Origin of the sequence: Arthrobacter sp. StoSoilA2 (assembly GCF_019977195.1) — a bacterium.
Classification (GTDB): Bacteria; Actinomycetota; Actinomycetes; order Actinomycetales; family Micrococcaceae; genus Arthrobacter.
This window is the reverse complement of the sequence record NZ_AP024643.1, coordinates 3,046,220-3,060,412: the sequence shown is the minus strand read 5'-3', so window position 1 is coordinate 3,060,412 and position 14,193 is coordinate 3,046,220. Positions and strand designations below refer to the sequence as shown.

Annotated in this window: 10 protein-coding genes; 6 read left to right on the top strand and 4 right to left on the bottom strand. The window is 62.9% G+C overall.

What is annotated here, in order from left to right; genetic code table 11:
* The first annotated feature begins 59 nt into the window (after positions 1-59).
* The 3 genes from LDN82_RS13885 (at position 60) to metG (ending at position 5,285) form a co-directional block, all read left to right on the top strand.
* Positions 60-2,870, top strand: coding sequence for an FtsX-like permease family protein (locus LDN82_RS13885; protein WP_224090847.1), 2,811 nt, complete (start codon positions 60-62; stop codon positions 2,868-2,870).
* Positions 2,867-3,622 (top strand): ATP-binding cassette domain-containing protein, encoded by a 756-nt coding sequence (locus LDN82_RS13880; RefSeq protein WP_224090846.1) that lies wholly within the window; start codon positions 2,867-2,869, stop codon positions 3,620-3,622. Before LDN82_RS13885 ends, LDN82_RS13880 begins: the two co-directional genes overlap by 4 nt.
* Positions 3,623-3,725: 103 nt before the next feature.
* A complete protein-coding gene (metG, locus tag LDN82_RS13875) occupies positions 3,726-5,285 on the top strand; it encodes a methionine--tRNA ligase (protein ID WP_224164610.1) in 1,560 nt (519 codons plus the stop codon).
* Between the two features lie 110 nt (positions 5,286-5,395).
* Here metG and LDN82_RS13870 read toward each other — a convergent pair whose 3' ends face one another.
* From LDN82_RS13870 to LDN82_RS13855, 4 genes are all read right to left on the bottom strand, one after another.
* Positions 5,396-7,861 carry an ABC transporter permease gene (locus LDN82_RS13870; RefSeq protein ID WP_224164609.1) on the bottom strand — a complete coding sequence of 822 codons (2,466 nt, stop codon included), beginning with the start codon at positions 7,859-7,861 and terminating at the stop codon, positions 5,396-5,398.
* Between the two features lie 3 nt (positions 7,862-7,864).
* Complete coding sequence (locus LDN82_RS13865) at positions 7,865-8,659, bottom strand: ABC transporter ATP-binding protein (RefSeq protein ID WP_224167542.1); 795 nt, start codon at positions 8,657-8,659, stop codon at positions 7,865-7,867.
* A 111-nt stretch (positions 8,660-8,770) separates the two neighbouring features.
* The gene (locus LDN82_RS13860) at positions 8,771-9,484 is read right to left on the bottom strand and encodes a response regulator transcription factor (protein WP_224090843.1); all 714 of its coding nucleotides are present in this window, start codon (positions 9,482-9,484) and stop codon (positions 8,771-8,773) included.
* A 3-nt stretch (positions 9,485-9,487) separates the two neighbouring features.
* Positions 9,488-10,672, bottom strand: coding sequence for a histidine kinase (locus LDN82_RS13855; protein WP_224164608.1), 1,185 nt, complete (start codon positions 10,670-10,672; stop codon positions 9,488-9,490).
* A gap of 123 nt (positions 10,673-10,795) precedes the next feature.
* On the opposite strand from LDN82_RS13855, the gene LDN82_RS13850 reads away from it, so the two are divergent.
* The 3 genes from LDN82_RS13850 to LDN82_RS13840 all read left to right on the top strand — a co-directional run bounded on the left by LDN82_RS13850 (position 10,796) and on the right by LDN82_RS13840 (position 14,184).
* Positions 10,796-11,848: a 3-isopropylmalate dehydrogenase gene (locus tag LDN82_RS13850; RefSeq protein WP_224164607.1), complete on the top strand. Its 1,053-nt coding sequence runs from the start codon at positions 10,796-10,798 to the stop codon at positions 11,846-11,848.
* Between the two features lie 117 nt (positions 11,849-11,965).
* Positions 11,966-13,078, top strand: a complete 1,113-nt coding sequence (locus LDN82_RS13845) for a branched-chain amino acid aminotransferase (protein ID WP_224164606.1) — start codon at positions 11,966-11,968, stop codon at positions 13,076-13,078.
* A 287-nt stretch (positions 13,079-13,365) separates the two neighbouring features.
* The gene (locus tag LDN82_RS13840; RefSeq protein ID WP_224167541.1) at positions 13,366-14,184 is read left to right on the top strand and encodes an MBL fold metallo-hydrolase; all 819 of its coding nucleotides are present in this window, start codon (positions 13,366-13,368) and stop codon (positions 14,182-14,184) included.
* The last annotated feature ends 9 nt before the right edge of the window (positions 14,185-14,193 follow it).

Genomic DNA, 14,193 nt, shown 5'->3' with positions numbered 1-14,193 from the left:
TTTTTCAAAGATTCACGGAGCATGTGTGCGCGCCCGCAATCAAGGTCTCAGGGAGCCCAATGAACGCCGTCCAAAGGTTCATCAGAAGCCGTGTGCTGCTGCTGACCGCGGCCATTTTGATCGTCGCGATGTGCTTGTCCGTCCTAGTCCAGAGCCAGTCACAGGCGGCTCTGAACAGGACTGTGGATGAGAACTCGCGGGGACTCTACGACATCCTGGTCCAGGCAAAGCCGGACCCCTCACAGGACGGGGACGGCGGTGCACTGATCCAGCCGGAAATCGCCAATGGGCAGGGCGGCATCAGCTTTGAGCAGCTCGAGAAAATCCGCACCATGGGCCAGACGGCGGTCGCTGCTCCCATCAGCCTCGTTTCGCGGGTTTCACAGAACCTCGAGGCTCCGCGCCTCAATGCCATGGACTACCTTGGGTACAACGCCGGCCTTGCCGGTGGCATAACTGCAGGGGACCCCTCGGCCATGGATTCCAGCAAGTGGCCAGCAGCTGAATCCGTTTTGTCCGACACGCCCAAGAAGTACCGGCTGACGGCCTCCGCCACCAGCTCCGATGGCGTCAACCAGCAAACCCTTTTCAAGACGAGCGCCGAAGGGACCCTGGGCAAGGGCCGTCTGATCCAGGAACAGGCTGCCGGTGGTTCGAATGTCCGGATCGCAGGTCCGGACGGCGAGACCGGAATTAAGTTCCCCGCTCCGGCACTCGGCTCGGAGCACAACCTCTTCAATCTTTCGGTGGCACTTCCATTGGCGCCGGAGGTGACTGAGTCCGTCGTCGCCGTCGACCCTGCCTCCGAGAGGGCGTTGTTGGGCTCCGCAGGTGATTTCCTTGCACCCTTGGAAAAGGCTCCGCCAGCGGACGCGCGCAATGCAGGCGCTATTGGCCGCCATTTCGAAAGTCTCTTCACCAGCGGCCTCAGCATGGACCAGCTTGAAGAAGGACCTGATTTCCTTGGTGTGAAGCTCAAGTACTGGGCTCCCCTGATGACGCAGTACCAGCAGGCAAAGCGCGACGGACTCCTGACCGACGATTCCCAGGCCATTCCGCTGATTGTTCGCTCGGGGACGTCCCTGGATCTGAAGTACTCGGTCAAGATCGAGGAAATAGACAACAACGGCAAAGTGGTCAACGAAGTCGGCACTGTAACGCGGTCCCTGGACAAGGACTACCTGCCGTTCGTTTCCAAAGCCCCGTTTGCCCTTGAATGGCCGGGTTCAACTGACCACAGCCAGCTCCTGGGCAGTACTGCCTCCTTCAGCCAGGGGCTTTACAACCCGGCCACATGGAGTACTGCTTTCGCTGCAGCCCCGAAGTACAAGGAGGGCGACGAAGCCTCCAATGGTGCTTCGGACAAGACAGCAACGCCGGGGGACTGGGTGACAGTCAACCGCCTTCCGGAAAAGTCGTCCTTTGGCGCAGCCGTAGACCAGACCCAGCGCAAGCCTGTGGACGAGCGCTCCTACCGGGAAGACCTGGAAACCGGAAAAAAGCCCGCCACTCCCATGCCGATGGTGTACGGCACGTTTAATCCGGCAGACGTTCAGGCCGCAGCCGGTGACGTTAACAAGCTCCCATTGGGCGGCTATGACCCAGCTCCGATGACACTGAGCAAGGATGCCGAGGGCAAAGACGCCGATGACACTGTCCTGAAGCCATCACTGAGCGCCACAGGTCTGGTCAGCCAGTCGGCCGGCGCCATCACTGACTATTACGGCCTGGCCGCAGCCCGTGGCTATGACACCAACGCCGACGTCATCGACGCCATCCGCGTCCGCGCCAACGCCACTGGAACGTGGAAGCAGGCGCAGCCGGAGGTTGAAAAGCTGGCCGCCCAGATCCGTGAACTGGGCCTGGAAGCGACCGTGGTGGCAGGTTCCGCCCGCGAAGACGCCAATATCTTCGTCCCCGGATACAGCAAGGACGACGCCGGCAAGGAATCTCCGCTGGGCACAGTCCAGCAGTCGTGGGTTCGGCAGGATGCCGCTGACGCCGTTTCGGGTTCGCTGACAGGCACCAACATCACGCTCCTCTTCCTGACGCTTCTGGGCGCCACGCTACTGACTGGTGCCTCGACCGTCAGCTACATCCGGCAGCGCCGGAGCGAAGCAGGCATCCTGAGGGCAATGGGCTGGACGCAGAAGCGCGTCAGGTCCTGGGTGCTGGAAGAGTTCGCCGTGGGCGCGGCTGCCCTGGCCGCCGCGGGGATCATTTTGAGCCTGCTCAGTTGGAACCTGGCCACGGTGATCGTCTCGGTGACCATGCTCATCATCTACAGTGGCGCTGCCTTGCTGGCTGCCCAGCAGTTGCGCCACCGCGTGGTGGTAGACCAGGAACCCCAGCATGATGAACGCCTCGTCACTGTTGATTCGCCCCTGACGTTCGCCAACAGGCAGCTCACCACCAACCGGTTCAATTCTGTCTCGCTGGCCGTGGCTGTGGGCGTTTTCGGTGCCGCAGTGGGGGCCTTGATCGCACTGTTGATCGACATCCCCCGGGCAGCAGGTGCCAGTGCTTTGAGTGGGCTGGCGGCCGCGAGCATTGCTTTGCCAAGCGTGATCCTCGCCGTGTTTGGTGTGGTTGTGGGTCTGCTGCTCACACTCGTGACCGGGCGGTTCGAGCTCCACGCCAAGCGCGAGTATCTGGGCACTTTGCGTGCCATGGGCTGGAACCCGGACATGCTGGGCCAGGTCCGCTTCTTTGAAAATGCACTTGTCGGCACCGTGGCGCTTCCCTTGGGCGTCCTTGGTGCCCTTGGACTGGGGCTGCTCCTTGCTCCGTACGCAGCACTCTGGGCCGGGCTGGCCGGACTGCTGGCCGTAATTTGCTGGATTCCGATTGCAACGAAAGTAGTCAAATGACTGACAACCTCAACCCCGAGCTGACGGCGACCCCGGAATCCACGGACGAGTCGCTGCAGACCCGTGCCAACACCATTGTCCGGGCGTCCGACCACGCGACACCCTTGGAGCTTAGCCGCGTCACCATCCACTACGGCGGAGACAAGGGCGGCGCCGAGGAAGTCGACGTCGTGGATGACTTCAACCTGACCCTGCACGCAGGCGAGATGCACTGCATCGCCGGCCGAAGCGGCTCGGGCAAGACCAGTATCCTGACCGTCAGCGCCGGGCTGACCCTGCCGACGTCGGGCACCGTGTTTTGGGAAGGCCAGTCCCTGGCGTCCATGGGCGACGACGAGATCGCCGACAGGCGCCGTGCCTTGATTGGCTACGTCGATCAGGGCGGCGCCTTGATCGACGGCATGAGTGCCCTCGAGAACGTGCTGCTGCCCGCCGTGCCGGATGGAGAAGTTGAACAGCGCACGGAGATGGCCAAGGACCTCCTGGACCTGGTGGGCCTCGGACGCCGCATGCGGCACCGTCCCGCCCAGCTGTCCGGCGGTGAGCGCCAGCGTGTGGCAATCGCGAGGGCCCTGATCCTGGGAACCCGCGTACTGGTGGTGGATGAGCCCACCGCCAGCTTGGACCGTGCTGCAGCCAACCGCATCATCGGCATCCTGAAGGACACAACCAACGATGGCATCGCTGTGCTCGTGGCTTCACACGACCACGAACTGGTCCGGCTCAGCGATACGCTGACCGAACTGAACTAGTCCGCAAGACTGCTCCTTCGCCGGGATATCCGGCACAGACCGGACCGGCCGTCATTTGCGGCCGGTTCAGTCATTCCATCCGAAAAAAAGGTAACTTCTTAGAGTGACGTCTGCAGAGAAATCCCCGTTCTACATCACCACGGCCATCAGCTACCCCAATGGCGTTCCTCATATCGGACACGCCTACGAGGTCATCGCGACTGATGCCATGGCGCGGTTCAAGCGCCTCGACGGCCATGAGGTGTTCTTCATGACCGGCACGGACGAGCACGGGCTCAAGATGCAGCAGTCGGCCGAGAAGGAAGGCATTACTGCCAAGCAGCTCGCGGATCGCAACTCGGCGGCGTTCAAGCAGATGAGCCAGGACCTGGGAATCTCCCATGACCGTTTCATCCGCACCACGGACCCGGACCACTACACGGCGTCGCAAGCCATCTGGAAGAAGATGGAAGCTAACGGTGACATCTACTTGTCCAAGTACGAGGGCTGGTACTCGGTCCGCGACGAAGCGTACTACGTCGAGGACGACACCGTTGTGAAGGAAGACGGCCTCCGCTACTCGAAGGAGACGGACACCCTCGTCACCTGGACTGCCGAGGAGAGCTACTTCTTCCGCTTGTCCGCTTACCAGGAGAAACTCCTGGCCCTCTATGAGGCCCAGCCTGAGTTTGGTGCGCCGCAGTCCCGGTTCAACGAGGTCATCAGCTTTGTGAAGCGTGGGCTTGAGGATCTCTCCATCAGCCGCACTACCTTTGACTGGGGTGTCCCTGTTCCGGGCGATGAGAAGCACGTCATGTACGTCTGGGTGGATGCCTTGACCAATTACCTGACCGGTGCCGGATACCCGGACGTGGAGTCCGAGTCCTTCAGGAAGTTCTGGCCGGCCGATGTCCACGTCATCGGCAAGGACATTTCCCGTTTCCATGCGATCTACTGGCCGGCCTTCCTCATGAGCGCAGGCCTGGCATTGCCCAAGCGCGTCATGATCCACGGCTTCCTGACCAACAACGGCGTGAAGATGTCCAAGTCCCTGGGCAATGTCGTCGCCCCCCAGGACTTCGTGGCGCAGTACGGGCTGGACCAGTGCCGCTTCTTCTTCCTCCGGGAAGTCCCGTTTGGTGCCGATGGCAGCTACAACCACGAGGCCATCGTGGGCCGCATGAATTCGGACCTGGCCAACAACTTCGGCAATCTTGCCCAGCGGTCGTTGTCCATGGTCGCGAAGAACTGTGAGGGCAAGGTTCCTGTCCCCGGAGAGTTCACGGCTGAGGACAATGCCTTGCTTACCAAGGCCGGAGAATTGCTGGCTACCGCCCGTGGCGCCTTTGACAAGCAGGAGTTCAGCCGGGCCCTGGAGGCTATCTGGACAGTGCTTGGCGACACCAACGCCTACTTCGCCGAGCAGGCCCCGTGGGTGCTGCGGAAGACCGACGTCGAGCGGATGAATACCGTGCTTTACGTCACCCTGGAAGTTGTCCGCGTCGTGGCGATCCTCGCCCAGCCGGTGATGCCTTCCTCGTCCGCGAAGCTTCTTGAGGTGCTCGGACAGCCCGAAGGCGAAGCCAGGCAGTTTGCTGCAATCGCAACGCCGATCGTCGCGGGAACTGAACTTCCGGCTCCTACGCCGATCTTCCCCCGCTACGAGGAACCAGCCGAGGCATAACGTTCTCTCACATAACAGCCATTAACGAGAATTGCTCTCTCACTTCCTCCCACTCGGGTGAGGGAAGTGAGAGAGCAATTCTCGTATCGCGTGATGATGTGAGAGAAGAATTAGGCCGTGGCCAGACCCTCCACAGGCGACAGTCGTGCTGCCCGATGGGCGGGAATCACGGAGGCCAGCAAACCGGCCACCACAGCGACGCCGAACACGGCCAGCAGTTGCAGCCACGGAACCGCCGGAACAACATCAGCCACACCGCCAAGGGCGGCCTGGGCGCCCAGCCAACCGTAGACGACGCCGATGCCCGCACCGAGGACTGCGGCCACGCCAGCTACGAGGACGGCCTCGATCGCGAGCATTCCCCGGAGCTGGCCCTTCGTCAGGCCCAGTGCCCTCAGCAAGGAGTTCTCCCGCGTTCGTTCAAGGACGGACAGCGACAACGTGTTCGCCACGCCGATGAGGGCAATCACCACTGCCACTCCCAGCAAGCCGGTGACCACCAGCAACAGGACATCGATGATGCTGTTGAAGGTCACGCGCTCGATGGCGGCGCCGCTAACAGTGCGCTCGTGCACGCCGAGGGCGGAGGCAATCTCCTTCTGAATGGCCTGAACCTGTTCGCTGGACACAGAGTCAGCGAGCTTCACCCACACCATGCCCGGCGTTTCCGGGAGGGCACCCGCTGTGATGCTCGAGCTTTCCACGAAGGCCGGGACGTGGCGGGTCCGCAGGACTTTCGCGTCGAGAGACGCTGTGCCGGCCGCCGTCGTGATGGTCGCGCGACCTCCAGCGGAGTCCTCGGGCAGGTAAACCGTGCCTGGGCCCGGCTTTATGTTGTTGTCGCGGAGGATGGAGTCAGCATCGGCCGACGAGAGCGAATAGACGGTCCTCCCTCCGTCGGGCGTGGACTCGGCGAGGGTCCCAACGGCCGGTAGGAGGACCGCATTGCTGACCCCGTCGAGTGTCTTGATACGCGAGATGGCTTCTGCTGGATCGGCTGAACTGTCTACCGCGGTCATGGCAGCGAGATCCACAGGGTAGTTCTCGGCCAGCGTTGCATTGAACGCTTGCCGTGACGTTGCGGCCCCGGTCATCATCAGCGAAACCAGCGTTACGCCGATCAGCAAGGCAGCGGCAGTCGCCGAGGTACGTGCCGGGTTGCGCGTCGCGTTGACGGCGGCGAGCTTGCCGGGCACACCTGCGGGGGCGGCCAAACGGCCGGCGAGGGCCACCACCGTGGGAATGAACAATGAGGAGCAGAGCAGAATCCCGACGAAGGAAACCGCGCCGCCAAGCAAAGCAACCAGCAATGAGACCGTGGTGCTGCCGAAAATCAACAGTGATACGCCGCCGATCAGGGCAATCAGGCCCAGCGCCAGCCGCACTTTTCCTCGACGGTTGCCAACTGTCGCGTCGTCGGCGGGCCTCAGCGCAGCCAGTGGAGCGACCGATGTAGCCGCCCTGGCGGGGACGAGGGCCGCGACGACGGTCAGCAGGGTTCCGGCGACCAGCCCGGCGATGATTGCCGACGGCGGTATGGCCAGAGTGGCGAACGCTTGCTCTGGTTGTGTCTTGGCCCAGGCGACCAGCCCGGTCATCAGGCCCATCGCAGCCAGGACACCCAGAATCGATGAGACGCAGCCAACCACGAGGGCCTCCAGCATGACGGAGCCGCGGATCTGCGAGCGGCCTGCACCCAGGCAACGTAGCAACGCCAATTCGCGGGTCCGCTGTGCCACCAGCACGGAGAAGGTGTTCGCCACCACCAAAGTGGAGACGAGGATGGCCACGCCGGCGAAGGCGAGCAGGACGATGGTCAGTTGGTCCTGACCGGCGCTGAGCATGGCGACCGTGGAGGTGACCTTCTCCTGGGCCGTTTCCAGGACAGGCGCGTCGGCACCTGCGGCTTCCATGCGGTGCGCGATGTACTCCTTCGCTGCGGGGACGTCTTCGTCGGGTTGCAGGACGAACTGCAGTCCCGAATATCCTGCTCCGGCATCCTGCACCGCGTCCAGGACAGACTCCGAAGCGACAAGCTGGGCCGCCGAGGACGAGAACGGATCGTTCGTAGCTTGAATCAGGCCGGTAACTGTCACCTTGGCAGTCTTGACGGATCCTCCACCGTGCAGCTCGAGCGTACTTCCAACCGTGATTCCGAGATGCTCTGCTGTCTTGACGTCGATCACGGCTTCGAAGGGTTGCGACGGCATGGAACCTGAGGACAAGGTCGCGCCCTCCAAGGGTGAGGGCGCCGTATTTCGAAGCCGGCCCTGCTGTTCTCCGCCGCCGGCCACGAACGTCACGTAAGTGGAGCGTTCGGCGTAGTGGTCCTTGACTGCGGGCGCGGACGCCGCGGCATCCACCGCTGCCTGGCTGAAGGCGTCACCGTTCTTGGATGTAGCAATAAGATCCGCGTTACGGTAGGCCTCGCCGATACTGGCGCCAAGCGAAGCATTGGTGCTCGCGCCCACCATGAGCGTGGCGGAGAGGAACGCAACGGACAGCATCACGGCGAGCCCGATTGCGACGAATCGTCGGAAGTGCGTCGTCAATTGGGAGAGAGCTACGCGCAGCATGCCTTAAGCCCCCAGCTTGCCGAGAGCCGTCAAAACTGATTCGGCTGTGGGCTTCTGGATCTCGCCCACCAGACCGCCGTCGCTCATCAGCACCACGCGGTCGGCAAAGCTTGCAGCGACGGGGTCATGGGTCACCGTGATGATGGTCTGCCCCATCTCCTGGCTGCTGCGACGCAGGAGCGCAAGCACTTCGCCGCCGGCTTTGGAGTCCAGGTTCCCGGTGGGCTCGTCACCAAACACGACGTCGGGACGCGTCAGTAGCGCTCGGGCTACGGCGACACGCTGCTGCTGTCCGCCTGACAACTCGTGGGGTCTGTGCTTCAACCGGTCCTTCAACCCGAGGGTGTTGACTACGGTATCCAGCCACCCGGCGTCGGGGGTTGTTCCCGCCAAAGCGAGCGGCAGCGTGATGTTCTGCTCCGCTGTCAGTGTGGGCACCAGATTGAAGGCCTGGAACACGAAGCCAATGCGCTCGCGTCGAAGGGCGGTGAGTTGGCGGTCGTTGAGCCCGGTGAGCTCCGTGCCGCCCAGGACGATCCGTCCGGAGTCCGCCGTATCAAGGCCGGCGAGGCAATGCATGAGCGTGGATTTGCCCGATCCTGAAGGTCCCATGATTGCCGTGAATTTGCCTGCGTCGAAGCCCACCGATACCTCGTTCAGGGCCATGACACGGGTATCGCCGCGTCCATAGGCCTTTGTCAGCGCGAAAGCTTCAACGGCCGTGCGTGGCCTGGCTGCATCGGCTTCAGAGGGGCGACCGTTACCTGCTGGGTGGGGGAGAGGCGTGAAAGTTGTCATATTTTCACGGTATGTGCCGGGGATGCGCCGCTGGATCCGGCCACGGACCCATTCCGGGCAAGTCCAGCTCATACCGTGGTCTGAGGCAGGCGATCACGTGGTGAGGCGGAGCTAGCTTCCTGGGGCGACCACGCCTGTCTCGTAGGCGATGACCACCACCTGCACACGGTCCCGCGCTCCCAGCTTGGCCAGGATATGGCCCACGTGGGTCTTCACCGTTGCCTCGGAAAGGAACAGTCCTGCGGCGATCTCCGGATTCGACTGCCCCTGGGCGATCAGCTGGAAAACCTCGCGTTCACGGGCAGTGAGGCGTTCGACCGCGGCGGCGTGTCCGCTTTGTTCCGGCGTCTGCTTTCGGAGCAGGGGAGCCACATGCTCCAGCAATCTCCGAGTGGTGGATGGGGCGATGACGGCGTCGCCACGGTAGACCGTGCGGATGGCCTCCAGCAGTTCCTCTGGCGGGGCGTCCTTGAGCAGGAATCCGCTGGCGCCGGCCTGGATTGCAGCCAAAGCATACTCGTCGAGGTCGAAGGTGGTGAGGACCACGATTTTGACCTCCGCCCGCTGGGAGCCCGAGGGCTGGGTGGCCGCCTGTTCCAAAATGCGCCTCGTGGCTTCGATGCCGTCCATACCTGGCATGCGGACATCCATGAGGACGACATCTGCTGTGACTGCGTTAAGAGCCTGGATTGCCTCGATTCCGTTGCCTGCCTCTGCCACCACCTGAAGATCGGGTTGGGAATTAATCAGCATGCCGAACCCCGAGCGGACCAACTGTTGGTCATCGACGAGCGCCACCCGGATGGGTGCGGCGAGTGCAGGCATGGCTTAGGCCTCCGAATAGGGAATGAAAGCGGACACACGGAAACCGCCGCCTGGCAAGGGGCCTGCGGTCAAGGAACCATCGTAGAGGGAGATGCGCTCGATCATGCCCCGCAGCCCGTTTCCCCCACCTGCGGCGGGCGGATCAGCTGCGGCGCCCCGACCGTCGTCGACGATGTTCAGCGCTAGACCGCGACCCTGCCACGTGAGCGTCACGCTCGCTCCGGCGTGGGGTCCTGCGTGCTTCATGATGTTGGTGAGTGCTTCCTGGATGATCCGGTAGGCAGTGAGTTCGGCTCCGGCCGGAAGCGCCCGGCGAGGCATGCCAAGCTCTTCGAAGGAGATCTGCAGCCTTGCTGCGCGGAAACCCAGCAGAAGTTCGTCGAGATCGGAAAGCCCCGGCTGGGGCCTTGTCGGCGCGGCCTCATCCGAGCGCAGCACGCCGAGCAGCCTTCGCATCTCACCGAGGGAGTCCCGGCCCGTGGCGGCGATGGTGGCCAGCGCTTCGGTGGCCAGTTCCGGCTTGGCGGCGGCAGCGTACCGGGCACCATCGGCCTGGGTGATGATGACGGACAGAGAATGTGCCACGATGTCGTGCATTTCCCGGGCGATGTGGGAGCGTTCATCAGCTGCGGCCAGCTGGCGCTCCTGTTGCTGTTCGATTTCAAGGCGTCGGGTCCGGTCCTCAAGGGCCTGGAGTTGGAGCCGTCGAACGCGGGTAAGATCGCCGAGCGTCCAACTGACCAGCACCAGCATCCAGATAAGGACTGTGTAGAGGGCCCCAATGGTAAGGCCCATGATGCCGGACTCAGCGGGGCTCGAGTATTCGCGCGTAGTGAGCATGACGCCGCCCAGCAAGCCAAGCAAGAGGACCGTCCGGCTTGCCCATGCCGGCCCGTAGGCGGCCGTGGCGTAGATGACCAGCGGAACCGCAATTTGGCCAGCCACCGGTTCCGCGCCTGCCGCCCACTGGATCAGGCACACCAAAACCACGACGGCGGCAGCCACCACGGGACGTGTCCTTCGCCATGCCAGGGGCAACAGCAGGCCGCAGGAGAAGAAAAAAAGCAAGGGGCGGTCGGCCATGAGATAGACAGGTCCGAACAAGAGGACCAGCAGGCACGTTGCCGCCATATCTACCTTGAAGCGGTTGATCCGGAACCATTCGTATATCGCGTGCCTTCTATCCACGGTACGACTCTATGTGCTGGGTTTGGGCCCGGGCGTCATGCCCTGGTCTGATTCGTGCTTGTGGCCTGTTCGAAGAGTGAGACGATTTTGACCAACATGTGGATTGCTTGGCTAGATAGACCTATGAGTGCATCGTCCATCAATCTCGCTGTCATCCCCGGTGACGGCATTGGCCCCGAGGTCATCGCCGAAGCCGTCAAGGTCCTGGAAAAGGCTGTCGCCGCTGAAGGTGTCGACCTTGAGCAGACCCACTACAAGCTCGGTGCGCAGCACTGGCTTGAGACGGGCGAGACCCTTCCGGACGAGGTCCTTGCAGACCTCCGTACCCGCGATGCCATCCTCTTCGGTGCTGTTGGCGCCGCACCCGGCGACACCCGTATTCCTTCGGGCATCATCGAACGCGAGATGCTGCTCAAGCTCCGCTTCAGCCTGGACCACTACGTGAACCTGCGTCCGTCACGCCTCTACGGAACGGTTGGCAGCCCGCTGGCCAACCCCGGCACCATCGACTTCATTGTGGTGCGCGAAGGCACGGAAGGCCCCTATGTGGGCAACGGTGGAACGCTGCGCGGCGGAACCCCGCACGAAGTTGCCACCGAAGTCTCCCTTAACACTGCCCATGGCGTGGAGCGCGTGGTGCGGGATGCATTCCGCCGCGCCAGCGAACGTCCGCGCAAGCACGTCACCCTCGTCCACAAGCACAACGTCCTGGTCTTCGCCGGACACTTGTGGAAGCGCACCGTTGAAGCAGTGGCCAGCGAATTCCCCGAGGTCACGCACGACTACCTTCACATCGATGCTGCAACCATCTTCATGGTCACCGACCCCTCCCGCTTCGATGTCATCGTCACCGACAACCTTTTCGGTGACATCCTGACCGACCTCGCAGCTGCCGTTACGGGCGGCATCGGCTTGGCGGCATCGGGCAACATCAACATGGACCGCACAGCACCGTCCATGTTCGAACCCGTCCACGGCTCAGCACCGGATATCGCCGGACAGCAGAAAGCCGATCCCACCGCGGCCATCCTCTCCGCAGTGCTCCTCCTGGACCACCTTGGCTACACCACGGCGGCCCGCAAGATCGAGGCGGCAGTGGTCGCCGACGTCGAAAGCCGCACAGGCGAGCCGCGCTCTACTGCGGCGATCGGCGATGCCATTGCGGCGGCACTTTAGGCCCATTTCTCAGGCGTAAGCTTGTCTTGAATTATTTACCTGCTTCCCTGGTCCACCGCTGAACCGCTTCCTCCGGGACCCGTTTCGCGCTACCAGGTAGCTGACTGTGGAGGAAACATGACTCAGACTGCCCACGGCGTCGAATTCAGCCAGCAGCTTTCGGAAACCCCGAAATCTGCTGAGGAGCGTGCAGCCGTCCTGGCGAACCCAGGCTTTGGCGATTACTTCACCGACCACACCGCCGTCGTTGACTACAAAGTCGACGCCGATGGAAATGGCGGTTGGCAGAACGCCCGGATCGAGCCCTACGGACCAATCTCGCTGGATCCTTCGGCCGCAGTCCTGCACTACGGCCAGGAGATCTTTGAAGGCCTGAAGGCATACCGCCATGCTGACGGTTCGGTGTGGACCTTCCGCCCCGAAGCGAACGCCGCGCGGCTGAACAAATCGGCCCGCCGGCTGGCCCTCCCGGAACTGCCCGAGGAATACTTCCTGGGTGCTATCCGTGAGCTCGTGCAGGCGGATAAGGAATGGGTGCCTTCCGGCGACGGTGAAGCTCTGTACTTGCGCCCCTTCATGATCGCCACCGAGGCCTTCCTCGGTGTGCGGGCCGCCCGGGAGGTATCTTTCCGCGTCATTGCCTCTCCCGCCGGTAACTACTTCGGTGGCGAATTGAAGCCCGTTTCCATCTGGATTTCCCGTGAATATGCACGCGCGGGCCGCGGGGGAACAGGTGCAGCCAAGTGCGGCGGCAACTACGCCGCCTCCCTCATCGCGCAGCAGGAAGCCGAAGCGAACGGTTGCAAGCAGGTACTTTTCCTGGACCAATTCAACGACGACGCCGTGGAAGAGCTCGGCGGCATGAACGTCTTCTTCGTCATGAAGGACGGCTCGCTCGTTACCCCCGCACTGACCGGGACCATCCTGGAAGGTGTCACCCGTTCGTCCGTAATCCAGGTTGCCAAGGACATGGGCCGCGAGGTTTCCGAGCGAAAGATCACCCTCGACGAATGGCGCGAGGGAGTTGCTTCCGGCGAAATCGCTGAAGTCTTCGCTTGCGGTACGGCGGCTGTGATCACCCCGATCGGTGTCCTCAAGGACGCCACGGAATTCATCGGATCCGAGGACGCCAAGGCAGGCGAAACCACTATGGCCATCCGCCGGCAACTCCTGGGCATCCAGACCGGTACCGTCGAGGACACCCACGGCTGGCTGACCCGCCTGGTTTAGTCCAGGACGCAACTGAAACGAACGACGGCGGCCCTTCTGTTTGGTGACAAACGGAAGGGCCGCCGTTGCCATGCCCCCGATGTTCTCTCACATCCTGACCGTTTGGCGGGAATGTTCTCTCAGATCCTGCCCGTTTGGCGGGAATGTTTTCTCACACGCGGAGGGGTTGGTTGACGTCAACGGTGAGCCCGCCGTCGAAGTCCAAATGAGCGAGGATCGGTGGAAACGGGGCAGGATGTGAGCGAGGATCGGAAGTGGTGCAAGATGGGACGGTGACTTCAGAATCCATGGGGACTTCCAGCGACTCACCTTTCAGCGACTCACCTTCCGGCGATTACACCTCTGCGCTGCAGCAGAGCAGCACCCTCACCCGCTTTCGGCTGGCACCAAACCCGGGCCCGATGAGCCTGGATGGCACCAACTCCTACGTCATCAGCGCGGGGGATTCGGGCCATGTTGCCGTCGTGGATCCCGGTCCGGAAGACGAGGGGCACCTGGCTGAGCTGGCAGCCGCCGGGGTGGTGGACGTCGTGCTTATTACGCACCGGCACGCTGACCACACTGCAGCGTCCGCCAGGTTCCATGAACTGACAGGCGCTCCCGTCAGGGCTGCTGCCGCGGAGTACTGCCACGGTGGCGAGCCTCTCGTGGACGGCGAAGTGCTCCATGCCGGCGGCGTGGAGATCCGTGTCCTGGCCACCCCGGGCCACACGTCGGATTCCTTGTGCTTCCACCTCCCCGAGGACGGTCCCACAGGCTCCGTTCTGACGGGTGACACCATCCTGGGCCGTGGCACCACGGTGCTGGACTACCCCGATGGCCGCTTGGGTGATTACCTTGCCAGTCTGGACAGGCTCGAATCCCTGGGCCCGGCTACGCTCCTTCCCGCCCACGGACCTGTGCTTGAAGCCCTGGATGTGAAATGCCGCGAGTACCGCGAACATCGCCATCAGCGGCTCGACCAGATCAGGGCTGCGTTGGCACAGCTCGGCCAGGATGCGCCGATCGCCGCAGTCACTGATGCGGTGTATCCCGACGTCGACCCTTCAATCAGGTGGGCAGCTGAGACGTCGGTCGCAGCGCAATTGGACTACCTTCGCGGTTAGCGGGTAAAC

Coding starts and splice junctions, on each gene's coding strand:
- LDN82_RS13865 (WP_224167542.1), bottom strand. CDS start 8,659: ATGACAACTTTCACGCCTCTCCCCCACCCAGCAGGTAACGGTCGCCCC.
- LDN82_RS13885 (WP_224090847.1), top strand. CDS start 60: ATGAACGCCGTCCAAAGGTTCATCAGAAGCCGTGTGCTGCTGCTGACC.
- LDN82_RS13870 (WP_224164609.1), bottom strand. CDS start 7,861: ATGCTGCGCGTAGCTCTCTCCCAATTGACGACGCACTTCCGACGATTC.
- LDN82_RS13860 (WP_224090843.1), bottom strand. CDS start 9,484: ATGCCTGCACTCGCCGCACCCATCCGGGTGGCGCTCGTCGATGACCAA.
- LDN82_RS13840 (WP_224167541.1), top strand. CDS start 13,366: ATGGGGACTTCCAGCGACTCACCTTTCAGCGACTCACCTTCCGGCGAT.
- LDN82_RS13845 (WP_224164606.1), top strand. CDS start 11,966: ATGACTCAGACTGCCCACGGCGTCGAATTCAGCCAGCAGCTTTCGGAA.
- LDN82_RS13880 (WP_224090846.1), top strand. CDS start 2,867: ATGACTGACAACCTCAACCCCGAGCTGACGGCGACCCCGGAATCCACG.
- LDN82_RS13850 (WP_224164607.1), top strand. CDS start 10,796: ATGAGTGCATCGTCCATCAATCTCGCTGTCATCCCCGGTGACGGCATT.